Source organism: Hyphomonas sp., assembly GCF_022844445.1.
GTDB lineage: Bacteria > Pseudomonadota > Alphaproteobacteria > Caulobacterales > Hyphomonadaceae > Hyphomonas.
In genome coordinates this window covers 1-23,484 of record NZ_JALHLS010000011.1, presented here as the reverse complement: position 1 = coordinate 23,484, position 23,484 = coordinate 1, and the positions used below count along the sequence as shown (strand labels likewise).

18 protein-coding genes and 1 tRNA gene are annotated in these 23,484 nt (G+C 59.6%); 6 read left to right on the top strand and 13 right to left on the bottom strand.

The features are described from left to right. Positions 1 to 171 precede the first annotated feature (171 nt). Positions 172 to 549, bottom strand: a complete 378-nt coding sequence (locus tag Q0C17_RS12715; protein WP_291206884.1) for a cupin domain-containing protein — start codon at positions 547 to 549, stop codon at positions 172 to 174. Continuing rightward, a complete protein-coding gene (locus Q0C17_RS12710) occupies positions 546 to 1,349 on the bottom strand; it encodes an SDR family oxidoreductase (protein ID WP_291206881.1) in 804 nt (267 codons plus the stop codon). Before Q0C17_RS12710 ends, Q0C17_RS12715 begins: the two co-directional genes overlap by 4 nt. On the opposite strand from Q0C17_RS12710, the gene Q0C17_RS12705 reads away from it, so the two are divergent. Both Q0C17_RS12705 and Q0C17_RS12700 read left to right on the top strand, forming a co-directional pair. Continuing rightward, the gene (locus tag Q0C17_RS12705) at positions 1,348 to 1,749 is read left to right on the top strand and encodes a hypothetical protein (protein WP_291206877.1); all 402 of its coding nucleotides are present in this window, start codon (positions 1,348 to 1,350) and stop codon (positions 1,747 to 1,749) included. The two genes, Q0C17_RS12710 and Q0C17_RS12705, sit on opposite strands and share 2 nt — an antisense overlap. A 105-nt stretch (positions 1,750 to 1,854) precedes the next feature. Beyond that, on the top strand, positions 1,855 to 2,751 hold the full coding sequence (locus tag Q0C17_RS12700; RefSeq protein ID WP_291206874.1) for a carbohydrate ABC transporter permease: 897 nt from the start codon (positions 1,855 to 1,857) through the stop codon (positions 2,749 to 2,751). A 7-nt stretch (positions 2,752 to 2,758) separates the two neighbouring features. On the opposite strand, the gene Q0C17_RS12695 is transcribed toward Q0C17_RS12700, so the two are convergent. Continuing rightward, the gene (locus Q0C17_RS12695) at positions 2,759 to 3,634 is read right to left on the bottom strand and encodes a phytanoyl-CoA dioxygenase family protein (RefSeq protein ID WP_291206871.1); all 876 of its coding nucleotides are present in this window, start codon (positions 3,632 to 3,634) and stop codon (positions 2,759 to 2,761) included. A 350-nt stretch (positions 3,635 to 3,984) separates the two neighbouring features. Between Q0C17_RS12695 and Q0C17_RS12690 the strand changes: the two genes are divergently transcribed. The 3 genes from Q0C17_RS12690 (at position 3,985) to Q0C17_RS12680 (ending at position 7,004) form a co-directional block, all read left to right on the top strand. After that, on the top strand, positions 3,985 to 5,094 hold the full coding sequence (locus Q0C17_RS12690) for a hypothetical protein (RefSeq protein ID WP_291206868.1): 1,110 nt from the start codon (positions 3,985 to 3,987) through the stop codon (positions 5,092 to 5,094). A gap of 116 nt (positions 5,095 to 5,210) precedes the next feature. Next, positions 5,211 to 5,561 (top strand): helix-turn-helix transcriptional regulator, encoded by a 351-nt coding sequence (locus tag Q0C17_RS12685; protein WP_291206865.1) that lies wholly within the window; start codon positions 5,211 to 5,213, stop codon positions 5,559 to 5,561. A 21-nt stretch (positions 5,562 to 5,582) separates the two neighbouring features. Continuing rightward, a complete protein-coding gene (locus Q0C17_RS12680) occupies positions 5,583 to 7,004 on the top strand; it encodes a hypothetical protein (RefSeq protein WP_291206862.1) in 1,422 nt (473 codons plus the stop codon). Between the two features lie 656 nt (positions 7,005 to 7,660). Here the strand turns inward: Q0C17_RS12680 and Q0C17_RS12675 are convergent. The 9 genes from Q0C17_RS12675 to Q0C17_RS12635 form a co-directional block, all read right to left on the bottom strand. After that, positions 7,661 to 8,950, bottom strand: coding sequence for a hypothetical protein (locus Q0C17_RS12675; RefSeq protein WP_291206859.1), 1,290 nt, complete (start codon positions 8,948 to 8,950; stop codon positions 7,661 to 7,663). A gap of 344 nt (positions 8,951 to 9,294) precedes the next feature. Continuing rightward, positions 9,295 to 9,963 (bottom strand): hypothetical protein, encoded by a 669-nt coding sequence (locus tag Q0C17_RS12670; RefSeq protein WP_291206856.1) that lies wholly within the window; start codon positions 9,961 to 9,963, stop codon positions 9,295 to 9,297. A gap of 389 nt (positions 9,964 to 10,352) precedes the next feature. Beyond that, positions 10,353 to 10,913 carry a recombinase family protein gene (locus Q0C17_RS12665; RefSeq protein ID WP_291206853.1) on the bottom strand — a complete coding sequence of 187 codons (561 nt, stop codon included), beginning with the start codon at positions 10,911 to 10,913 and terminating at the stop codon, positions 10,353 to 10,355. A 525-nt stretch (positions 10,914 to 11,438) separates the two neighbouring features. Further along, positions 11,439 to 14,570, bottom strand: a complete 3,132-nt coding sequence (locus tag Q0C17_RS12660; RefSeq protein ID WP_291206850.1) for a type I restriction endonuclease — start codon at positions 14,568 to 14,570, stop codon at positions 11,439 to 11,441. Continuing rightward, a complete protein-coding gene (locus Q0C17_RS12655) occupies positions 14,554 to 15,468 on the bottom strand; it encodes a hypothetical protein (protein ID WP_291206847.1) in 915 nt (304 codons plus the stop codon). The genes Q0C17_RS12660 and Q0C17_RS12655 overlap by 17 nt, the downstream gene beginning before the upstream one ends. A 36-nt stretch (positions 15,469 to 15,504) precedes the next feature. Next, positions 15,505 to 16,842: a restriction endonuclease subunit S gene (locus tag Q0C17_RS12650; RefSeq protein WP_291206844.1), complete on the bottom strand. Its 1,338-nt coding sequence runs from the start codon at positions 16,840 to 16,842 to the stop codon at positions 15,505 to 15,507. Then, positions 16,839 to 18,674 carry a class I SAM-dependent DNA methyltransferase gene (locus tag Q0C17_RS12645; RefSeq protein ID WP_291206841.1) on the bottom strand — a complete coding sequence of 612 codons (1,836 nt, stop codon included), beginning with the start codon at positions 18,672 to 18,674 and terminating at the stop codon, positions 16,839 to 16,841. Before Q0C17_RS12645 ends, Q0C17_RS12650 begins: the two co-directional genes overlap by 4 nt. A gap of 52 nt (positions 18,675 to 18,726) precedes the next feature. Continuing rightward, complete coding sequence (locus tag Q0C17_RS12640; protein ID WP_291206838.1) at positions 18,727 to 20,448, bottom strand: site-specific integrase; 1,722 nt, start codon at positions 20,446 to 20,448, stop codon at positions 18,727 to 18,729. Positions 20,449 to 20,667: 219 nt separating this feature from the next. After that, positions 20,668 to 20,742: transfer RNA gene (locus Q0C17_RS12635), tRNA-Glu, on the bottom strand. A 329-nt stretch (positions 20,743 to 21,071) separates the two neighbouring features. On the opposite strand from Q0C17_RS12635, the gene Q0C17_RS12630 reads away from it, so the two are divergent. After that, positions 21,072 to 22,082 (top strand): calcium-binding protein, encoded by a 1,011-nt coding sequence (locus tag Q0C17_RS12630; protein ID WP_291206835.1) that lies wholly within the window; start codon positions 21,072 to 21,074, stop codon positions 22,080 to 22,082. Between the two features lie 4 nt (positions 22,083 to 22,086). Here Q0C17_RS12630 and recJ read toward each other — a convergent pair. Beyond that, positions 22,087 to 23,484, bottom strand: a 1,398-nt coding sequence (recJ, locus tag Q0C17_RS12625) for a single-stranded-DNA-specific exonuclease RecJ (RefSeq protein ID WP_291206832.1), incomplete at its 5' end; no start/stop codon positions are given.

Genomic DNA, 23,484 nt, shown 5'->3' with positions numbered 1-23,484 from the left:
TGTCGTCTTCTCCCGCCTCTTCAGCGGGAGAAGAAGAGACCCGCGCCAACGGGGAGATGAGGGCTGCCGAGCCCTGATCTGAAGTAATGGCCACTTCCCCTCACCTACCCCGACTTCGTCGGGGCCCCCTCCTCTCCCGCTTCGCAGGAGAGGACGAAGGGCGAGGACGCTTCACCAGATACCCTCAACCTCATAAGCCTCGTCCATTCCCGGCCAGGGCGGCATGGTCACGCCCACCGCTTCCAGCGCTTCATCACCATCGTTGCGGAACTGGAAGCTTGCGCCCACGGGAATCGCGATCGAGACGCCGGGAACGAGATCGACGGTTTCTTCTGCCTCTCCAAGCTTCCGCCACATGCGGCCACGGCCCTTCATCACCAGCCACACTTCTTCTACACTGCGATGCGCCACCGCCGCCGAGACCACGCCGGGCCTCAGCGTGAACTGCGCCATGCTGCCGCGTGCGGCGGACGCGAGCAGCCGCACCTCGGAGCCATCTGGCGCAATCGCATCCGGCGCTTCCGATCTCGCCCGCGTCTCGAAGCTCATGGCATCAACTGCCCGCCGTTCACCTCGATCACCTGACCCGTCACATAGCCGCTGGCCCGGTCGCTGGCGAGATAGAGGAAGGTTCCGGCGCAATCCTCCGCCGTTCCGAGGCGCTGCATGGGAATGGTCCTGCGTGCCGCCTCGCGCTTGGCCTCGTCCGAAAAACGGTCGTGAAAGGCCGTATGGATCGTGCCGGGCGACACGCAGTTGACGCGGATGCCATTGCCCACCAGCTCTTTCGCCAGCGTCTTCGAGAAAGCCGAGACGAAGGCCTTGGCGCCGGCATAGACGGAACCTCCGGGGCTCGAACCATTGCGCGCCGCAATCGAGGTCACGTTGATGATGTTGCCGGCGCCTTGCGCCTTCATCAGCTTCGCAGCGATGCGGCAGCAGTGGATCAATTGCCGGCAGTTGAGGTCGAACACCTTGTCGATGAACTCATCTTCCAGATCGGTCACCGGAATGCGCGCGACGAGGCTTCCGGCATTGTTCACCAGCACGTCGACGCGGCCGAACTTCTCCACCGCCGTATCGATCAGCTTCTGCGGCGCGCCCTCCTCCGTCAGATCAAGCTTCAGCGTGGCGATGCCCGCTGCCTCGATGGCCGCAAGCTCCGGCCCGCCGCCGAGATACTGCGCCAGCACTTTGGCACCTGCCCCCGCGAAAGCCAGCGATGCGCCGCCGCCGATGCCGGTCACCCCGCCGGTCACCACCACCACCTTGTCCCTCAGATCGTCGAACATCGAATCCCCGTTTGCTGATAAGCATTCATCTTGCACGATCGGAGAGGATTTCACCATGACCCGCGGGCTTCTCGTCTGGCTCCTCATCATGCTCATCGAAACGATCCATGGCGTGCTGCGCGGGCTGTTCCTCGTGACGCGCCTTGGCGAGGACATGGCAAGCCGCATCGGCTGGCCAGTCGGACTGATCATCGTGCTGGGGGTCAGCTATCTCGCCATCCGCTGGATCGGGCTTCGCGATACCTCGAATCTCATCCGCCTCGGCGCGCTGTGGGCCGGACTCACCTTCGTGTTCGAAGTCATCATCGGCCTGCTGCGCGGGTTGGATGGCACGGGCATCTGGGCGGAGATCAATCCGCTTGCCGGCGGCCTCATGGTCTACAGCGTGATCGTCATGTTCCTCGCGCCGCTTGCCGCGCATCACCTGCGGAAGCTTCGGCGCACCGCCGCCCGCTGAGCGGGCAATCACCACGCGGCAGGCGCCCAACACCTTGCGCGCGCTGCCTGCGGGCATCTGAAGTTTTCTGCTGCATGGCGGCCCGGCGGGGCCTAAAGCTGAAGCATGATCCGCACGCCTGCCAGGGCCTGGCCTGCACTGCGCCGCAGCCTGACATATGCCATCCTGCTGTCCTGGTCCGCCGTCTGCCTGTTTCCAATCCTGTGGCTTGCAGTCACTTCCCTGAAACCGGAAGCCGCCATTGCCGAGGGGCCAACCTTTCTGCCCTTCGTGGATTTCCGGCCAACGCTCGAAGCATGGGCTCTCATTCTGGCCGATCCCTTCAACACCTTTCTGCCGCGGCTCTTCAATTCCGCGGTGATCGCGGCGGCCTCGACGATGCTCGCCCTGCTGTTCGGCGGCCTCGCCATCTATGCGCTCACGCGCTGCCATTTGGCTACGCCCTGGGGAAGTGCCGGGCGGGGCCGCATGGTGTTGGCGGCACTGCTTTCAACCCGCGTGCTGCCGCCGGCCGCCATCGCCCTGCCGCTTTACATGATGGCGCAGCATGCCGGCATGATGGACACCCGCATGGCGTTGATCGCCGTCTACACCACGGCCAATGTTCCCGTCGCCATCTGGCTGATGCAGCCGGTGCTTGGCCTCAGGGCAACCGAGCAGGAAGATGCCGCCCGGCTGGATGGCGCCTCGCACCTCCTTATCGTGTTTTCCATCCTGCTGCCGATGTCAGCCGGAGGCATTGCAGCAGCGGGATTTCTGGTCTTCACGCTGTGCTGGAACGAATACATCCTCGCTGCCTATCTCGCTGCCGACCATGCCATGACGCTGCCGCCGTGGGCCATCGGGCAAATATCGAACAAGGAAGCCCAAACCGGCTCATCAATCGGCGAGTGGGCCAGCTTTTCTGCCGCCACGATCCTCATGGCCCTGCCGCTTGCTGCCGTCTCGGGCCTCGTGCAGAAGGTGCTGGCACGTGCCACGGTGTGGCGGGCGGTGATTTAGCCGCGCGTCAGTTCCACCAGCCCTTGTGATCCTTCTTCGGCTGACGGAGGATGCCGTCGCCGGCCTTGGGGGGCTCGATCTCCATCAGGTAGCGCTTCGTCGGGCTCATGCGGTTGTAAAGCTCCGGCGTCAGGTGATCGAGCTGCACCAGCTGCTGCGGCAGGTCGCGGCGCGTATAGGTCAGGTGCAGCATGCGGCGGTGCGCGTCGGTCTTCTTCAATGTGCCCGCATGCCACATCGAGGAATTGCAGATGATGGCCGAGCCTGCCGGCGCTTCCACCAGCACCTCGCCTGGATATGGAGCCGAGAGATCCTTCGGGATCTTCGCTTCTTCCTCAGGCGTCAGCGGCTGCGGCTCCCAGTCGCCGATATTCACATAAGGCACGTTGATCGGCGCCCAGTGGTGCGAGCCGGGGACAACGCGCGTCGGGCCATTGTCCAGCGTCATGTCGTCGAACATCAGCATCGAGTTCACGACCCACCAGTCGCCGGGGAATTTTTTCGGCACGTCGACGTGGAGGTCCTGATGACCGTAACCCTTCACGGGGTCGCGCAGGTTGGCGCCATGCGCCTTGATCTCGCCCAGCAGATAGGCGGAAGCCGCCAGCACTTCCGGAATCCACAGGCATTTGTCGAAGGCGGTGGTCTTGTTGAAGATGTTGGAGATGCGGCGCGCGCCCGGCTCCACATGCACTTCGTGTCCGCCGCGGTCAGCTTCGGCTGCATGAATGCGCTCGAACTCGTCACACATCAGCTTGCAATCGGCTTTCGACAGCACGTTCTCGACGATGAAGAAGCCCTGCTCGTCGAGCTGCCTTTTCTGCAAGGCAGACAAGGTATCGGGCCTCACGCCCAGTTCATGCAACGCCTGCTTCGTATACATCGATCGATCCTCCACATTCACTTGCCGCTTGGCCTCTCCGGGCGTGCCGGAAGAATTGGCCAAACCGCCTTCTGCCGCCAGCGTATTTTTCTCTGGTCAGGATTGCAACATTGGCCCGCTCGAAAGGCCCGGCGGTCACACAGGGGCGGCGCGTAGGGCAGCATCGGCCGTTCGACAGTCATCCGCCTCACGGAGAACGGGACGCGATATGCAACTTCATCGATATGGCAGGAGAGCACATCGTTCACAGCCTCAACCGACGCCCGCCACATGCTGGCGAAGCTCGAAGCCTGAGCAGGGCCTTCAAGAAACTTGTCGAAGACCGTCCGGATTGCGGATAAGCACCCGGCATGACGTCATCGCCCCCCTTCGAAATCTTCCTCGTCGGCCACCCCGGCATCGAGCCCGTGCTGGCCGATGAAACGCGCGCGCTCGGCTTTCCGAAGCCGAAGATCGTCACCGGCGGCGTCACCTTCCAGGGTGGCTGGGCGGATGTCTGGCGCGCCAATCTTGAATTGCGCGGCGCCACCCGCGTGCTGGCCCGCATCGGCGCCTTCCGCGTCATGCACCTCGCGCAGCTTGACAAGCGGGCGCGGAAATTTCCGTGGAAGGATTTCCTGCGGCCCGATGTGCCGCTGCGCGTCGAGGCCACCTGCACGCGCTCGAAGATCTATCATTCCGCCGCCGCCGCGCAGCGCATTGAAACCGCCATCCGGGAGGAATTGAAAGCGCCGATCTCGAAGGATGCCGAGATCGTCATCAAGGCCCGCATCGAGGATGATCTCTGCACCATCAGCATCGATACCTCGGGCGAGTCGCTCCACAAGCGCGGTCACAAGGAAGGCGTGGGCAAGGCCCCGATGCGCGAGACGATGGCCTCCCTCTTCCTGCGCCAATGCGGCTATGACGGAACGGGGCCGGTGGTGGACCCGATGTGCGGCTCCGGCACCTTCATCATTGAAGCCGCCGAAATCGCCGCAGGCCTCATGCCCGGCCGCGCACGGAGCTTCGCCTTCGAAAAACTCGCAGGCTTCGATGCCGCCGCCTGGGCCGCGATGAAGCAGGAATCGGAAACGAAAACCCCCGGCTTCCGCTTCCACGGCAGCGACCGCGACGCCGGCGCCATTCGCATGGCCAAGGAGAACGCGGAGCGTGCAGGCGTGGCGGCGTTCACCGATTTCCAGCAGCGCAGCATCAGCGATCTCGTGACCCCGCAAGGCCCGCCCGGTCTCGTCATCGTCAACCCGCCCTACGGCACGAGGATCGGCGACAGGAAAGCCCTCTACGGCCTCTACGGCGCACTGGGCAAAGTGCTGCTCACAAGGTTCTCAGGCTGGCGCGTGGGGCTGGTGACGACGGAAACCTCGCTCGCCAAGGCGACGAACCTGCCGTTCGAGACGCCGGGTCAATCTGTGGCACATGGGGGGCTGAGCGTGACGCTGTACCGGACGGCTATCTGAAGAGAAACTTCTAACGCCGTTGTAAGAGGCTACGGCGTTGAAGGAACATCGCATCCGCAGAACGGCCTACAAGGTCTTCTATTGACAATATGTGTAGTATGTCCTACACAATACACATGCACTTCGGAGAGTTTATTCGGAAACGTCGGGAAGAAATTCAGGCTAGCAATCCTGCATTCTCTTTACGACGAATGGCGGGCCGGATGGGAATCCAGCCCACGTATCTCAGCAAGATTGAACGAGGAGAATTCGATCCCCCGTCAGAACAGACGATTAGGGCGATTGCCGCGGAACTGGGCGAAGATGTAGACCTACTCCTGGCAATGGGCGGCAAAGTCTCGAGTGATCTGCAAGAGATTATTCGCAAAAGACCACAGGTGTTTGCGAGCTTGCTACGCGAACTCAAACAAGCTCCAGATCACGCTATTCTTCGTGTTGTCCGGGAAATCCGCGACGGCGATTGGTAATCGAACGCGAAAGGTTAGATCATGATTACATTAGAGAGCAACAAGCTTGTTTTCCGTTTTCCTGAAATCAGTGACGAGGCCGAGTTCAGCTTGGAATTCCAGCGGACTCTGCGCTTACCTGATGATGGCCGTACATACCCCCTGCCAGCAGGATTAGGTAATTTCCCTCTCAGCCATGTCGATGATTACGCCGCCAAACTGCCGTCGAGAACAATGCGGCGCGGTGGCGTCGCTATGCCCATGTGGCAATCGGAGGCAATGTGGATCAATTTTCGAAGTCAAAGCCAATATCCTTTTGCCGTTAAGATCGCTACCGGGAAGATCAATGCGATCACTGGCAGAGGGTGGACCGAAACTTTGCAGGATGATCCACAGGACTACTTGGTTGTTACAAAGCAACCGTGGTTTGATGGCTACTGCGTCGAAAAAGGTGTTGTCCGCCAATTCGTTGCCGTGCGTCTTGGTAAAGGAGTGACTGTCGAGGAACAGATAACTGGCGCTGCAGAGAACGGGGGATTGCAGGTTATCGCTTACCCAATGAAGCGTGAGTTCTTTGAAAGCCTGTTGAGACGGCATCGCTACGACCAGCTTCACGAGCCGCATTTTAATATGTTAGCTGATAAGACAGCCGAAATGGGGTTCAGTGCAGGCGGAAAGATGAGGCAGGAGATACTCGAAGACCCTTATGGGGTTGAAGCTTGGGACCAGAGTGTCTCGTCACGTTGCTTTGTATCAGTTTTAAATGCCGAGAATTGGAAGGAGCTCACAGGCATGGACACACCTACAAAGCCAATTACGCAGAACCAATACAAATCAGCAAACATTCCATGGTTCGACTACTATGATCGCTCGGCAGGTTCACTCGGCGGTTCATCAATACTGTCGCGGGTGAAGTCAATCTTGGGTGGAACGGAAGGATCAATTGATCCACCGCTTTCAGTTAACAGTGTCGGCCCATCAATTAGACCAGTTACTGAATCTCGTTCAGAAACAAAAGATGTGGTGACAACTGCGGAGTTGCGACGGCAATTGACGCGACTTTCATCCGTGGCCGGCGCTTTGAAGCTACTTCAGACTGAAGTTTCAACGGCCGTGGCATTGATCCATGAAGCACTAAATGGACCGGTCAACAAGAAAGGCCCCAAAACAAAGCTTCGGATCCTACACAATGGACATTCAATCATACGCGAGCATGCCGCAGATGCATTAGCTGAAGCCGTGAGAAGGATTGGCGTCGAGAAGATTTATCCACTTGGTCTTAAACTTGGAGGATTGCCATTCGTTGGCAAGTCTCTGCCTCCACCAGATCGGGGCTTCAGGAAGATTGAGGACTGGATAGTCGGCACTCACGCCAGCAACGCAGACAAGAAAATCGTACTGGAAGAAATCGCCGCCCGCCTTAGCATCGATTTAAAGGTCGATTTGGTTAGGCCAATCGAATAAATTTCGACAGTGCTCGGCACTATCTACTGAGCGTCAAAGTGCAGAGAATAGGTTGAAAAATGGCGCGCCCTACGGGAGGAGGCCATAAGCATCAAAAAACACGACTATTCAATGGGTTATAAACAGCCCGAGTAGCAGTGATGTAGCATTGTCGCGCATCGACATCAAGTAATAGTGCGCTCATTCCAGCTGCCTGACTGCACACTGTGCGTAGTCTGACGCTTCCTCCACGTACCTTCTCAGATCAGCAACGAAGTCTTCCACCGCCCGCTTGTAGTCTTCTACATCATCATTGTATTGGCGAATGTCGTTGTTGTAGCCGTCAATCTCATAGTCGTCGCATGTGTGAGTTCTACTGTACTCGTTGACGCAGTATGGGGCTGATGGTTCATCGGGCTTCTCTGGTCCAGAGTATCTGGGGGCGGAAGGTTCAGAGCAGTACGCCCAAGACAGGCTCGGGGCGCCACACATGACATACAAACAGATGCATATCGACATCACTGCTCTTCTTCGCATTGACTGACACTCCCTTCGATGGAGACAATGGTTTTGATGCTACGGTAGCCTGAGGAAGGTTCCTGCGGAGTTACCGCCCGGCCCCGAAAGGTCGAGCGGCAGTGGTGTGTAGTGAAGTGTGTCAGCGGTAGTGACGACGGTCAGGCGGCGAGTTGCAGCCCGCCTCGTTCCTGCAGAATGTCCTCGGCGTTCAGCCAGGCATTCAGCAAGCGCCTCATCCGTGGCGATGGCAGGTAGACCGTCACCGGCAGACCACGGCGCACTTGGGTGCGGTATAGCCACTGGATCAACTCCGTGGTGGCGTACCGCTCTGCAAATGCCCGGCAACCGCCGAGACCAAGCCACCGCTGAATGAAGACGTTCGGGTGCTGATCCCACAGGTAGACCGCGTGAGTGCAGTGGATGTAGCTGTTGGTTCCGCGCGTGGTGTTGGCCACCCAGTGCGTTCCCTTGAACAGCTTCGACCGCGAGGCAAAACCCGCCGCTTTGGGCTTGCGGCTGCTGGCATCGTGACCCTTGGCGTACCAGTTGGACTTGGCACTCGTCACCATGACGTTGTTCAGTGGCACGCCCTTCAATGACCGCTTGCGGAAGGTCGATAGGGCCTCGCTGATCCGTTCCACCCTCGCCGTCCGGCCTGTACCGAGTGTCTGCCCGGAGTACGACCAGTTGTCCTTCTCCAAGGCGGAGATTGTGCGGACGGTGATCAGGTCCTTGGCCCTGAGCCGGAAGGCAAGGTCCTTGGCGGCGTCATACTGGCGGCGGAACGGAATGCCACGCTTACGCAGATAGGCAAGCAGCGTGGACCCTTCCGCAAGATAGGTAAGGACAGTCATCGACCGTCCCGACGTGAACAGGATTGGCGGCAACGCCCAGAGCAGGAACGTGTTATCCACAAGGAAGAGACACCCAGCCTTGGCCGCCGCGTAAAGCCGGGGGTCGAGCGTATCCTTCACCTCGTTCACTTCTGCCGACCACTTGGCAGTGGGCCAGCATCGACCATCGCCATCGACCGTCGCCCAGCCGCAATCCACGTAAACCCGCAGCCAGCTTACAGTGGATTTCAGACCCGCATCGTGAACGACGTCAAGGACCTCATCGACGATGGTGTCATAGTTCTGCAGGAGGCCGAGTTCGGCGGCGGTGGCAAGTTCGGTGTAGAGAGCGTGAGTGGTGACGATGTTCTTGCCTTCGGACAGCAGGTCGAGGATCGAGCAATACTTGTTCCCCTGCTCCTCGGAGGGCTGGGAGAATGGTACCTTGGCGTCTGCAAGCACCCGTTCAACCTCGGTGAGAAGCGGAACGACCACAAGGTACTGGCGGTCGGGCCGGAACGTGGCGATCAGGCGTGATGTCTTCCCGCTGCCGCAGGGTTGGTCGATGATGGTGACAACGGGAATGGTAGCGGGAATGGTAGCAGTGTTGAGCATGTGTAAGGGGTCTCTCTTCTAAGGAGCGAGTTTGTAAGGCATTGGAGTCTTTGAGGTTTTCGGGGTGTTGCCCCCTTTATGGTGGGGCAAGGGGCTAGCGGCAGGTGTGACATCGGTGGAAACCGGGGCCTTGCGGGCTCGGCTGTCGTTGCGCTCGACGACGATGGGAGCGGGCCAACGATCCTGCAGGATGGCAGCACCGGCTTTGGCCTCCCGCAACAGCCGGAACGACGTGGCACGAAGAGGAAGACCCCCGATCCAGATCACCCAGCGCCCCCGCCGGTTGAGGCGAAGGAAGTAGGTCTGGTTTGAGGTTGTGGGGAAGTCGGTCACAAGGGTTCCGGTCATGGCTTGTCCCCGGTGATCAACTTTGCCGCTGCCGTCCGAGCTTCCCCACGCTTCTGGGCAGTGATGACCTCTGCAGACCTCAAGGCAAATCCCGGTGGTGCGAACACTGACATCAAACGAACGCCCAGATGCTGCAGGCGCTTGGGTGCGACGTCAGTGGGTGTCCAGTGGCGCTTGCCGGTGGTTGGGTTGGTCGTTGCAGTGTAGTTCGACCGAGCGAGAAGCCGGAACCTCCGCCCCGCCGTCATGAACCAAGCGGTGTCTGTCTCGAACCGGCGGTCGTCGAGTGACGACATGTAGCCCAGAGCAACCATCGTGAGGATGATGTCCTCGGCCTGAGCCTCTTGGCAGGTCGTGACAATGTCCCGCTCAGCCGCCAGCTTCCATCGGAAGTGGACGGAGGTTTCCATCTGCCGCACCTCGGCAAGAGCCTCGGTCCTCACCTGTTCAAGAGAGGCGATGAGCTTGGCCCAGACAGCCTCGGCGTTCGACCGGCTGTCGATGAGTTGGCGGACAAGGGTCTTGGCGCGGGTGAGTTCACCCTTGGTAAACGGACGCTGGAGAGCGTGGCCGTGGCGGCGTTGGTTTTGCTGATGGGTGGAGCAGAGTGGCGAGTGACGCTTGGACGCGCGTCGGCACCCCGCGATGAGGCAGGTGGATGGCATGTGGTTGATCCTTGATATGAAGGGAAAGGTCTAACGTGGGCGCACGAGGCCGCTACCCGCCTTTTCAGTTGGCAGGGGGAGAGACACAGGATGGAATGAGAGATGCCAGGGCATTCTCAGACACAACATCTGGTAGATTTAGGGTTTCAGCCTGTTACTCGCCCGGCGAAAGCGGTTGGTTGCGCTGTAGGTGGGGGGTAAATCGACAGCCCTTGCAGCCCACAGGGAGGCCACGGCATCGTTCGACAGACCGAGGGGTCTCTGACTGGCCCATCCTGAGGATGCCTGCCAGCGAGTCTGTAAACGGCTCCTACAGCCACTCGCCAAACGCGTGTAGAGGCTCTGCAAATCGACATCTTGTGTTCAGGAATGGCGCACAGCCTATCCCGTCACATGGCTCCCGAGGGCTTGCCGATGATCCTGTAGACGCTCGCCCGGCTGACATCGAGTTGGGCCACAATCTCGGCGATGGACCGGCCTTGCGCCTTGAGGGTCTGGACCTGTTCGGCCTTGGCCATTGCTGTTGGCGCCCGGCCCTTGTACTTGCCCTCGGCCTTGGCCTTGGCGATCCCCTCACGCTGGCGCTCCAGCATCAACTCGCGCTCGAACTGGCCAATAGCTCCGACAATGTTGAGCATGAGCTTGCCGTGGGGTGTCGAGGTGTCGAGGCTCATGGCGAGGATGACGAGCGTCACGCCCTTCTTCTCAAGCCTCTGGGTGATGGTGATGAGGTCAGCCACTGACCGGGCAAGGCGATCCAGCTTGGTGACGATCAGGGTGTCGCCCTCGCGGCAGTAGTCGAGTGCGGCCTCCAGCTTGTCTCTCCGGGCGACCGAGGACACCTGCTCGGCGAAGACCTTCTCCACCCCGGCAGCCTTGAGGTCACGTTCCTGAGCCTCCAGCCCGGCCACCTGCTCAATCGTGGAAGTCCGCGCGTATCCGATCTTCATGTCACTCTCCCATGTCTCACTGAACTCTAAGACATCATGGGAGTCATAGTCTCATAAGTCAAGACCCATTCTTGTGAGACTCTCTCGGCGCGATCTGGCAAGTCTCACGGGGGCAAGCCACTGTGAGACACCGTAGAAGATTTACACACGATCCTTCCTGATTTGCTCCAAGTGTTCACGATACTCAGCGACCCTGCGCCCAAAGAGGAGGACACCGGAAACCACCGTCATGAGCATGATCGACGCCAACATAATCAACCTGTTCAAGCCCACTGGCTTGTGCAGCAGGTCGAAATGGAGTTGAAGTCCGTGCAAGAGAGATGAGACAAGCATTCCCCCAACGAACCCCCCAAGTGCAGTCTGCCCTGCCCAGGCCAAGATCATCACAATCATCAGTGTGGTCTTCGAAGCCAATGCGCTCGACACTCGCCTATCCCTCTCTATGCCTCACGTGATAGATGCCCGGCAGGGGGTGAAAGCCAACTAACCTTGAGTCGAGTGACGCTTCACAGTTTTGCTAATTTTTTACGCTGGAGGAGCAGCCGCGCCTCGAAGTGCCTCATAAAGCTGTGCCGGGCCAAGCAGCACGTCCTTCAGCCCCTGCCTGATCTTCTCCGAGTTCAGCGCCTGCTTGCTCATGTTCTCATGTGCGGCGTAGGCGTCGATGATGGCGTTGATCAACGCAGTGTTGAGGTCGGGTGACTGAGCGAACTGCTCCTTGGTGTTGCTGGCGGCTTGCTGGCGGAGCGTGTTGTTTTCCATCATCTTGCCCCTGATGGCGCTGGTCACGTAGCTGAGCTTGTCACCTTCGGTCAGTTCACCACCGTCGAACAGTTCGTTCACCCGCGAGATGATCTCGCCAAGCAGCGCCTTCTCCTTGTCATAGACTCCACCGCTGCCGGTCTCTGACATGCCTTCGAGCTTGGGACTCTCACCCTCGACCAACGGCAACTGCCGCTTGCCCTGATCCTTCAACGCATGGTGGGTGAGCGTTACCTTCGAGAGGTCGATGCCCTCGCGCTCGCGGCCGAACTCCAGCAGCGGCAGGAGGCGCTTGAAGAAGATGTGGCGCTTCTCGATGTCGGTGTTGCCGTAGTCGAAGATTTGCGAGAGGAATACGTACATGCGCTGGAAGGCACCGATGTCGTTCCTGAAGAGCAGCAGCGCGTCGATGCTCGCCTGTGCAGCCTTCACGCCGTCTTTATCCTCCTTCGCCCGCGCGATGGTGAGCGCGTCCTGGGCGGCCTTGTACTGCTTCAGCAGCCGGTCAGCCACCGGAGTGAGAGCCGCGATGAGATCGCCCTGCTTCGACTTCGGGTTCAGCTCGACCTTCACAACGCGGTCAACCTCGAAGCTGTCATAGTGGCCGGAAGCATCGAGCTTGGCACGGAGGTTGAACACGATGTTGGGATCGGTGACGGACGACAGTTCAGCCGTGCGGTAGTAGGTCTTGAACGCCTCCAGCACCTCCTCGGCGCTGTTCACGAAGTCCACTACGAAGGTGTCTTCCTTGCCGGGATAGGCGCGGTTGAGGCGGGAGAGCGTCTGCACCGCCTGAATGCCAGCAAGCCGACGGTCCACGTACATGCCGCAGAGCAGCGGTTGGTCGAAGCCGGTCTGGAACTTGTTGGCGACGAGAAGGATGTGATAGTCGGGCGACTTGAACGCCTCGCGGATGTCCACGCCCTTGAGGTCTGGGTTCAGCACCTTGCTGGCTTCCGTGAACGGACCCTCGCCGCTCTCCTTGTCGTTCACCTCGCCTGAGAAGGCCACCAGCGTCCCGATGCGGTAGCCCCTGCCCTTGATGTAGCTGTCTATTGCCAGCTTCCAGCGCACTGCCTCCACGCGGCTGGAGACCACCACCATGGCCTTGGCCTTGCCGCTCAGCAGCGGGGCTACCATGTCGCGGTAATGCTCCACCACGATCTGGACCTTCTGGGAGATGTTGTAGGGGTGCAGCTTCACCCACCGCATTATCCCCTTCATGGCGGCGGAGCGCTCGACCTCCGTCTCATCCCACTCCTCACCACCACTTGCCAGCCGGAAGGCCAGCTTGTAGGGCGTGTAGTTCTTCAGCACGTCGAGGATGAAGCCCTCCTCGATGGCTTGCCGCATGGAGTAGACATGGAAGGGCGCTGGCAGGTTCGTCGGCCCTGCTGGCTCCTCGGGTCTCGGACGTCGGCCAAACAGCTCCAGCGTCTTCGCCTTGGGCGTGGCGGTGAAGGCAACGTACGTGATGCCCTGCTCCTTCACGCGGGCTGACATCTGGGCGGCAAGAATGTCCTCGGCACTCACCTCGCCACCGTCCTCCAGCGCCTTCAATTCCTCGGCGGAGAGTACCTGCTTCAGTTTGGACGCGGCCTCGCCCGTCTGGGAGCTGTGTGCCTCGTCGGCGATCACAGCGAAGCGCTTACCCTGCGTTGCTGCCAGCTCCTGCACGGCGGTCAAAGCGAAGGGGAAGGTCTGGATGGTGCAGACAATGATCTTCTTGCCGTCTGACAGCGCCTTGGCCAGCAGCCCGCTCTTGCTGTCGCCCTCGTTCTTGATGGTGGCAACCACGCCGGTGATGCGCTGGAAGTCGAACAACGCCTCCTGAAGCTGGCTGTCGATCACGTTGCGGTCGGAGACGACGATCACGCTGTCGAAGAGCTTGGCGTTGGCGGCGTCATGCATCTCGCTGAGGAAGTGGGCAGACCATGCGATGGAGTTGGTCTTGCCCGAACCCGCCGAGTGCTGGATCAGGTACTTGCCACCCGGCCCCTCCTTCAGCACCGCCGCTTGCAGCTTCCGCGTGGCATCGAGCTGGTGGTAGCGGGGGAAGATGAGCTTCTCGATCTGCTTCTTCTTGTCCCGCTGGGCAACCACATAGCGCCCCAGCAGCTCCAACCAGCTGTCCCGCTGCCAGACCTCCTCCCACAGATAAGCCGTGGGGTGGCCCTTTGGGTTCGGCGGATTGCCCTTGCCGCCGTCATCGCCCCGGTTGAACGGCAGGAAAGTCGTTGCCCTGCCCTCCAGCTTGGTGGCCATGTGGACTTCGCTGTTGCTCACCGCAAAGTGGACGAGCGCACCAGAGGGGAAGTTCAGCAGCGGTTCAACGGCTCCGGTCTTCGAGCGGGGTAAGCGGTCTTCACGGTACTGGTCAATGGCGTCTCCCACTGTCTGCGTGAAGTCGGTCTTGAATTCGACGGTTGCAACCGGAAGCCCGTTGAGGAAGAGGACAAGATCGATGCAGTTCTCACTCGATTGCGAGTACTTCACCTGCCGAACGATCCGCAGCCGGTTCGCCGCATACCGCGCCATCAAGTCAGGGTTCATGGCAAGCGCTGGCTTGAACTGCGCCAGCGCCAAGGGTTGCTTCAGGCCGATCATTTCGACACCGTGCCGAAGCATGTCCAGCATTCCCCTGGCATCCAGCTGCTTGCGGATACGGTCGCACATCGTGGACTGTGCTGCCGCGCCATGACTTTTGAACAGCGCGTCCCACGCCTTGGGCTGCGAGGCTTGCACCCACGCAACAACATCGGAAGGCAGCAGTGCAAGGCCACGGTCGTAAAGCCCAGCATCGCCCTCCACATGAAGCCAGCCATGAGCTTTGAGGTGTTCGCAGACCTCACGCTCGAAGCTGACTTCTTTGTGGATGTTATTGGGGAGGTTCATCCGCTGGGTCCTTTAGCAGCCCGTACTCTATGCGTATGGCATCCTTCGTTGCCTCAACCTGATCTGCCATAAGGACTTCGCACATGAATGGCTTGGTTGGACCCGCTTTGAAATCACATTCCGCACACCGCATCGCTGAAGCGGTAAGGTCGCTACCGTCGTCTTCGGTGTAACCGAGTTCAACCATGTTACATTCAAAACCGCCGCAGACCGGGCAGTCGAACAACCAAGTCATCTCTTCCGACAGATCAAGTCGATCCTTGCGTTCCTTGAGCCTAAAGAACTTGTTACCAGTTTGGTCGTCGTGGTCTGCAATCTCAGCCCAATCGGACAAGTCCCTCTTGGCGAAACTCAATCGTATCAAATGGCCCAGACTATCAATGCAATAGCCTAATCTAGCTATGCCACTTGAAGTAGCCATCTTGTGAACGCTCTGGGCGACGTTCAAATGAATGACGATTTCCCCATCAGTGCTGGCTGCTATGTCGTATGAGCAGAACTCATTTAGGCATAGTTCGAAAAATGGAAAGCCGACACCAACCAGAAGATCGACGGCCTTGCCATCATCTTCCGGACTGAAGCCGCTGTGTATGAAATCGTTGCGGGCCACTCTGAGTTCAGTCAGTCCGGGTTTGGAGAACGCGTCAACTCGTGATGACAACTTCGCTGCCTCTTCGAAGACCTCAAACAGCCTTTTTCCCTTGGTATTTGGCACCACTGCCTTCAGGAGGCCTTCTATTGCTGAGACGCAGTTTGTAAGAGCGTGTGGGAAGCGGCCATACGCAACAAGAACAAGGCTTGTTTCATAGGCTTGCAAAGCGCTGACGATGTCCGGCTTGTTCTCCCAATCCGCCGGAAAGCGTTTGATGAACAAACTGGTAGGTTTTGTAGGCGGCATCTTACATGGTCCTCACACGGTAACTGACTGCATACTTCATGCTGCCTCCATTCCGTCTGGTTCCAGTTGCTTTTCGACCTGCGCACGAACGAGGCTGCGCACATCAATCCCACCTGTTACGGCGGCCGAAATCACCGCACTGCGGCGTTCCAGAAGAAACAATGTTGCACGTTCGGCCTCTGACACTAAATTGTTAATGCTTCCAATCTCGCAGAAGAGTTTCTTGACAATTGATTGTTGTTCTTGCGCCGTTGGAACTGGAACTAACACTTCTGACAGATGTGATGGACCAAAGTTAGGCTGACAAGCACCAGTCATTGCGAGCGCCAGTTGCTCTCTCACAGAGGGAGACATCAATAGATAAAAAAGGTACGAGACAGACATCAGTGCATTGTCTTTCTCGTTTAGGCGAATTGTGCTTGTATTGAGTATTACCTCTTCATCACCGTCGAATACAGCAACTTTTCCCCATGAATTACCTGAGCTGGACAAGAGCAAGTCGCCTTTAGAAACAGTGAAGTGGCGATAGCTCTCAGCGTACTCCTGCGGAGAGATGAATTTCTCATAACGATCAAAGTCAATCCCAGACTCTGTGATGTTTGTTACGCAGATGACCCGAGTTCCCGAGTCTGTGAATTGCCAGTTCCTGAGACCTGGGCCTTCTTGCATAAAGGCAACATGTCCAAGTTTTCTTATGGTCCAATGTGACGGGATGTCACCTAGCCACTCAATGCCTGAGGGCTTCATCGGGGCATTGGGGTTGAGGCCCTTGGTGACGGCTTGGGTGATGACGGCTTGGCGTTTCTCCTTCAGCAGGTCGATGAGGCGCTTCTGCTCCTCCACCAGCGCATCAATCTTAGCCGTCTCACGGTCGAGGAACGAGGCGATGGCGTGTTGATCTATCTCTGGAGGAATGGGAAACGGCAAGTCTGCCATGAAGTCCCATGATACTCTCGGCATTTTTGCGCCGTAGGTTGAACCGTCAACAGTCGATATGAACGCTGGGTTCAGCATGTAGCGAAGTGCGTACCGACCATGCACACCTTTCACAGGACGGCAGACGTGGAAGTCACCGACCGCTTCGCCTGATCTATCTGCGAGATGGACCTTGGCCAGATAAGGCCTCAGCTTACCAAAAATAAGATCACCCTCAACGAATGCAACGCCATCGCCATCGTACTCGCCTTCACCTTCAACGAGACGCCCCGTCCAACTCTCTATATTTTCCAATGCCACTGCCCGCGTACGGCTTTCGGCTTTCTCAGTGACAAGCCTCAGACAGAACTTCAGGCGCTTCAGATCCCAATGCTCTGGCACATCCCCCAGCCACTCGACGCCCGATGCCCTGTATCGCGGATAGCGCAGGAAACTCATGCGGCTAACCCCTCGATCATGGCCTTGATGCGGTCGGTCACCTGCTTCAGATCGGCATCAATCTCGGCCAATGGGCGCGGCGGCTCGAAGACGTAGAAGTGACGATTGAAGGGTATCCCGTAGCCCACCTTCGTCTTCTCATGGTCAATCCACGCATCCTCGGCATGGGGCAACACCTCGCGGGCGAAGTAGGTTTCCACATCCTCAATCAACGGCACGTTCTCGGTGTCCCGCAAGCTGGCATCTGGCTGAGGCTTGCCCTTGAGCTTACCTTTCTCTCCTTTCACGATGTTGCCCTTGTCGTCACGCAGGGGCCGCTCCACCGTGATGGTGCGATAGCCAAATGATACGTTGGCGAAGATGCGCGACAGCGGTACCAGCTTCACCTTGCCGCCTTCCGGTGCCTCAGGCACGGCCTCACCATCCATGACCAAATGCCGGACCAGTTCCTTGCCCTCGGCAGTCAGCACCGTTGCCATCTGTGCTTCGCAGAACCCGCCGAACAGCCGCGTGATGTCAGCGATGTGATCCTCGCTCATCTCCTTGCGCTTCGACCCTAAGCTCTTCCGCATCTTCTGCCAGAAGGCACTCGCATCGATGAGTTGCACCTTGCCCTTGCGGTGCGCTGGCTTGCGGTTCGACACGATCCACACATAGGTGGAGATGCCGGTGTTGTAGAACATGTCGGTGGGCAGCCCGACGATGGCCTCCAGCAGGTCATTCTCCAGCACGTAGCGCCTGATCTCGCTCTCCCCGCTGCCAGCACCACCAGTGAACAGGGGCGAGCCGTTCAACACGATGCCGAAGCGTGAGCCACCATCCTTGGCCGGGCGCATCTTGGACAGGAGGTGCATGAGGAAGAGCAGCGAGCCATCAGAGACACGCGGCAGCCCCGGCCCGAAGCGGCCATTGAACCCCTGTTGCTCTGCCTCGCGGCGAACCTCCTTCTCGACCTTCTTCCACTCGACGCCAAAGGGCGGGTTGGAGAGCATGTAGTCGAACTTGGAGGAGGAGTGTCCGTCGTCCGAGAGCGTGTTGCCTGCAATGATGTTGCCGACGTCCTGGCCCTTGATGAGCATGTCCGCCTTGCAGATGGCGTAGGAGGCGTCGTTCAGCTCCTGCCCGTACATCACGAGGCTGGCCTTGGGGTTGAGTTCGGCCAGATACTCGCCCGCGACCGACAACATGCCGCCGGTGCCAGCGGTGGGATCGTAGATGGTGCGGACCACGCCGGGCTTGGAGAGGATGTCGTTGTCCTCCACAAACAGCAGATCGACCATGAGGCGGATGACCTCGCGCGGGGTGAAGTGTTCACCCGCCGTCTCGTTGGAGAGTTCGGCGAACTTCCGGATCAGCTCCTCGAACACGGCACCCATCTGGGCGTTGCTGACGGCATCAGGGTGGAGGTCAATGCGGGCGAACTTCTCCGTTACCTGATAGAGCAGCCCGGCCTTGGCCAGCTTATCGATCTGGACGGCGAACTCGAAGCGCTCGAAGATGTCGCGGACATTGGCGGAGAAGCCTTGGACGTAGCTCTCAAGGTTCTGGCGGATGTGGTCCGCGTCACCCATGAGCTTCTTCAGGTCCATGTCGGAGGCGTTGAAGAAGGACTGCCCCGACTTCCTGAGCAGGAACGGTTCCGGGTTCACCCCACTGGCCTTGCGGACCTCCAGCTCCTTCAGCACGGCAGGCTTGGTGACCTCCAGAACGCAATCCAGCCGCCGCAGCACCGTGAAGGGCAGGATGACCTTGCCGTAGTCGGACTGCTTGTAGTCGCCCCGCAGGAGGTCTGCAACGGACCAGATGAAGGCGGAAAGGGCTTGCTGGTTCATAGGCACTGCGACTCCTCACGAGGAGGCACTGTCACTGATTGTCACGGCTCGATCAAGCGGGATAGAGAGGGGTAAGGTCCAGCCCCGGATAACTGACCTTGGAAATCTCGCGGTGAAGGCGCTGCAATGAGTGCTTGAACCCGCCCTCGTCACCGCCGTAGCTCTGGCCAACCGACCCGCCGTCCGAATGCCCGGTGAGTGCAAAGCGTATCTCCAGTTCCAGCTCGGCCTCCCGGCATCGTGCGATGAAGGTGTGTCTGAACGAGTGATAGACCTTCCGGCCACCGGCATCGACTCCAAGTGACTCCAACTGATTGCCGAACCACCGGCCCCATGCGTCGCCCCGATCCCCCTTGCGGTTCGTCTTGAGGTTCGGGAAGAGCCAATCGCCGGTCTTGCCTTTGGCTCTCCGGTTTTGAACGAACTCCAAGAAGCCGCACTTTACCAGCTCAGGATGGATCGGAACCCGTCGAACCGATCCGCTGCCCTTCACCGATTGATCCTCGCCAAGGTCCATGATCCGTAGGAAGACTACCCCCTCCTCCGTCATGACATCCTCGATCTTGAGCTGTGCGAGTTCTCCGCGCCGTGCGCCAGTGAACATGCCAAGCAGCGGCAACCAACGGGCTGCCATCCCTTTGCCGCCCTTCTTGTCGTCATCACCCATGATGATGAAGGGTTGGCTGATGATGATCTTCAGGTCTTCCATGTTGAACTTTGAGCGCTTGCTCTTGGCACCGCCCTTCTCGGCAATCTTCAGGCCCTCGAACGGGTTGTTCCATTTACCCGCCCCACTGTGTTTGACACCGTGGTGAAGGGCAGCCTTATGCAGGATGGCAGACAGCAGTGTGAGCCGTTTGTTGATCGTTGCTGCAGCAGGCTGGCCGGGCGGTAGATCGCGGCTCTGGAGCAGCTTGGGCAAGGGGAGTTTCTGCAGCTCCAAGGGAAGGCGTGGAGGAACTTTGGCCATTGCATCACGAAAGGCGCGGGCGTGAGCGGAGGTGATGTCTATGATGAAGTGGTCGCCATGCAGCTCCTTGAAGCGTCTGACTGCATAGGAAGCCTCCTCCACCGAACTTGCCGCTGGTAGCTTCTCTCCGCGCGTTCCAGACCCCGTCTTCCACACGTCGAATGCTTTCTGAATGGTGGGAACTTGGCCACCGGGCTGCGGGGCCACCGGGTTCGGCACGATCATTCCAGCGTTACGAGCAGCATAGACATCAAGCGCCTTGGCGTACTGTTCGAGAAAGGCGAGCTCCATCTCCCGGCGCTCAGGCGAACGAGCATCCAAGATGATCCCTGCCTCGTTGAGAACCTTCACAACCGCATCCTTGACAGCCTGAGTGGGGCGCTGCCGGGCAAGCGCTTGTTTGATTTCGGGTGCCATCTGCTCAGCTGCGAACGTCAGGAGGTCGAGGTCATCATCCGTCAAACCCGGTTCGCTGTTGTCGATGGTTGCCTTGGGCAAGGGCTTGTCGAGGAGCTTGGCGCTCAGTTCCTGGCCAACGGTAGGCAAGCGAAGGCCCATACCCTTCTTTCGCAAGTCAAGATCATGACGGACCATCCTGCTCCCATATTGGGCAGCCATCAGGGTGATGTCGGCGCTGGAAATCGAGGCGCGTGGCCCCTTCTGGAGGAACTCTGTCGCCCGCCTGATCAGGTCCTCCGCCTTTACGACTTCCACGGCAGCCCGCCTCTTCGCCAGCCGCTCATCCCGAGTGTCGAGAGCCTTTGACAGCTCGTTCTTGAGCTGCTCCGGCTTGACCTCGCTCACCAGCTCTTGAAGCTCATTCGGCCAATGGGCTGGCCGAGGTATGGCGCGGAGTTCAAGAGGTAGCCGGTAGCGGAAATATGCTCTGCCATTTCTCCAGATGAGGTGTGTCATGCGAACCATAATGTAGCGGACCCATGTAGCGAGTTGATGTAGCAACCCGGATCAGCCAACCTATTGATTTTGATGTTTTATCGCTGCTTCAACGACTTAGCGTTGGAATGGCGCGCCCTACGGGAGTCGAACCCGTCTTTACAACGTGAAAGGCTGTCGTCCTAACCGATAGACGAAGGGCGCCCCGTGCTCGAAAGCGGGGCCTCTATACGGGCGTTCGGGAGGCTTGGCAAGCCTCAGGTGAAGTGTGCGGCATATTCCCGGCTGGCGGCGGCGCCCAAAGTGATTTGCGCTGTGAATAGAACGGGTTCGCCCCGGCCTGGCCAGATCGAGGTGCGGCGTCGGAATGCTGCCCGCAAGCTGCGGGAACGGCCACCATAGCCTCCCCCGGCCCGTTGCCGCAGGGCCGTGCCATTAACCCCGAAAACCGACCGTGGTTGCCAAAACCTCACCAAAGGTTATGTCATCGCCGCCTGAGGCAATATTGTTGAAACCGGAGGCCCGTCGCCGCGATGACCACGCTTCAAGCCATATCCAACACCGACTTCAGCGTATTCGAGCTTCCGGGCGTCGAGAGTTTCGAACTCTACGGGGTGCAGATCACGCTTTCCGCCGCCCAGTTCGACGGCGTCCAGATTTCCGACCAGGTGCATTTCAACAATGTTGTGCCCGAGTATTACAACGAGATTTATGTGAGGCTGGGCGATACGCATCTTCTCGATGCGCGGCAGTGGACCTTCACCAACTGGACCTTCTCGGCCACCGAAGAAGCCGGCAATCACACCCTGATCGAGGACAGCGAGGGTGACGACGTCATCTTCGGTTCGACCGAGAATGACTGGGTCCTCAGCAATGGCGGCAACGACATCATCAGAACCGGAGCGGGAAACGACTTCGTCGGGTTCTTCTTCGGAAGCGGCAACACCACGGTCAATGGCGGCGCCGGGGTCGATTACATCCGGCTGTCATTGCAGGACAACACGGCGGATCTTACCCTCAACCTCGCCGTGGGCGGGCGCGACATGGGCAATGGCATCAAGGTGTCTGGCTTCGAACTCATGTGGTTCTATTCGGGCAGCGGCAATGACCGGCTGACCGGCGGCAGCCTTGCCGACGAGATCGTGGGCAATGACGGCGATGATGTGCTGAACGGCCGCGACGGCGCTGATTGGCTGGTAGGCGGACACGGCGCGGACGTGCTGATCGGCGGCGCCGGCACCGATACCTTCACCTATAGCGATGTGTCGGATTCGAACCGGACGGATGGAATAGACCGGATCAGGTCGGTGGAGGCCGATGACGTGATCGACCTCTACACGATCGATGCCATCGACGGCGGAGAGCCGGACGCCTTCACCTATATCGGCGATCAGGCCTTCAGCGGCGCTGCGGGGGAACTGCGGGTTTACCAGCGGGGCGACAAGTGGATCGTCGCCGGCGATACCGATGGCGACATGATCGCCGACCTCACCATCTTCGTCACCCAGACGGCGACCCTCACGGAAGCGAATTTCCTGCTCTGAGGGGTCAACTCACTCGTGCGGCATCTTCTATCATGACGCTGGGAACCCTTGTGCCGGACCAGTCGTCGACTGTCAGCCTCCCCGCGATGTGGAGCGGCATTTGCCGTTCGGACAGGAGGAGTTCGCCCAGTTCGGTGCCCATGGCGCGGAAGGCGATGGCCTTGAGCTTCTTACCGTCGCTCGAACAGATCGTGCAGCGGATATGGCCGGTTCCCGCCTGATCGGCATAGAGCACGCGGTGCGCAGGGAATGCGAATACGGGTGACGGGTGGCCGGTGCCATAAGGGCCCGCCTGTTCCAGCAGTTCGATCAGTTCCAGCGTGGCGCCGCCGGCACTTAAGGCAGCATCAATGGACAAGGCGCGGTCTGCCGCTGCGGCCACCTGTGCGGCTAGCTGCTCCTCCATAAAGGCGCGGAGGTCGCCCAATCGCTCCTTCTTGACGGTGAGGCCCGCCGCCATGGCGTGGCCGCCGCCTTTCTCGATCAGGCCTCCCTCGAAAGCATCGCGCACGGCGCGGCCCAGATCGACTCCGGAAATCGAGCGGCCGGAGCCGGATGCGAGCACGCCCGCCTTGTCTTCCGCCAGCACGAAGGACGGCAGCGAGAAGCGCTCCTTCAGGCGCGCGGCGGCAAGGCCCACGACGCCCGGATGCCAGCCCTTGTTCGACACCACCAGCACGGAAGCATTGCGCTCCTTGCCCAGCATCGCGTCCGCCTGCTGCATCGCCTGGTCGACGACCGCGATCTCGATTTCCTGGCGCTCGCGGTTCAGCCGTTCCAGTTCCTGCGCGATGGCTGATGCCTCGCCCTTGTCGCGTGTGGTCAGCAGCTTCAGCGCCAATGCCGCATTGCCGATGCGGCCCGCGGCATTGATCCGGGGGCCCAGGAGATAGCCCAGCGCATAGGTGTCGGGCTTCCGCTTCAGGCGTGCCACATCGGCAAGGCAGGACAGCCCCAGATTCTCGCGCCGCGCCATGATCTTCAGGCCTTGGGTCACATAAGCGCGGTTCAGGCCCTTGAGCGGCACCACATCGCACACGGTGGCGAGTGCGGCGAGTTCCAGCCATTGCAGCATGTTGGGCTCGGGGCGCTGCTCGCCGTAATAGCCACGCTGGCGCAGCGCGCGGTTCACGGCGGAGATGAAGATCATGCACACGCCCGCGGCACAGAGATATCCCAGCCCCGAGATATCGTCCTGCCGGTTCGGGTTGATGACCGCATAAGCCTCGGGCAGAAATTCCCCCGCCTGATGGTGATCGACGATGATGGTCACGAGGCCCAGTTCCGCCGCGCGGGCCAGCGGGTCATGCGCCATCACCCCGCAATCAAGGGTGAGCAAAACGTCCGCGCCCTGCTCCTTCAGCTGGTTCACCGCGCGCTCGCTGGGGCCATAACCCTCGGT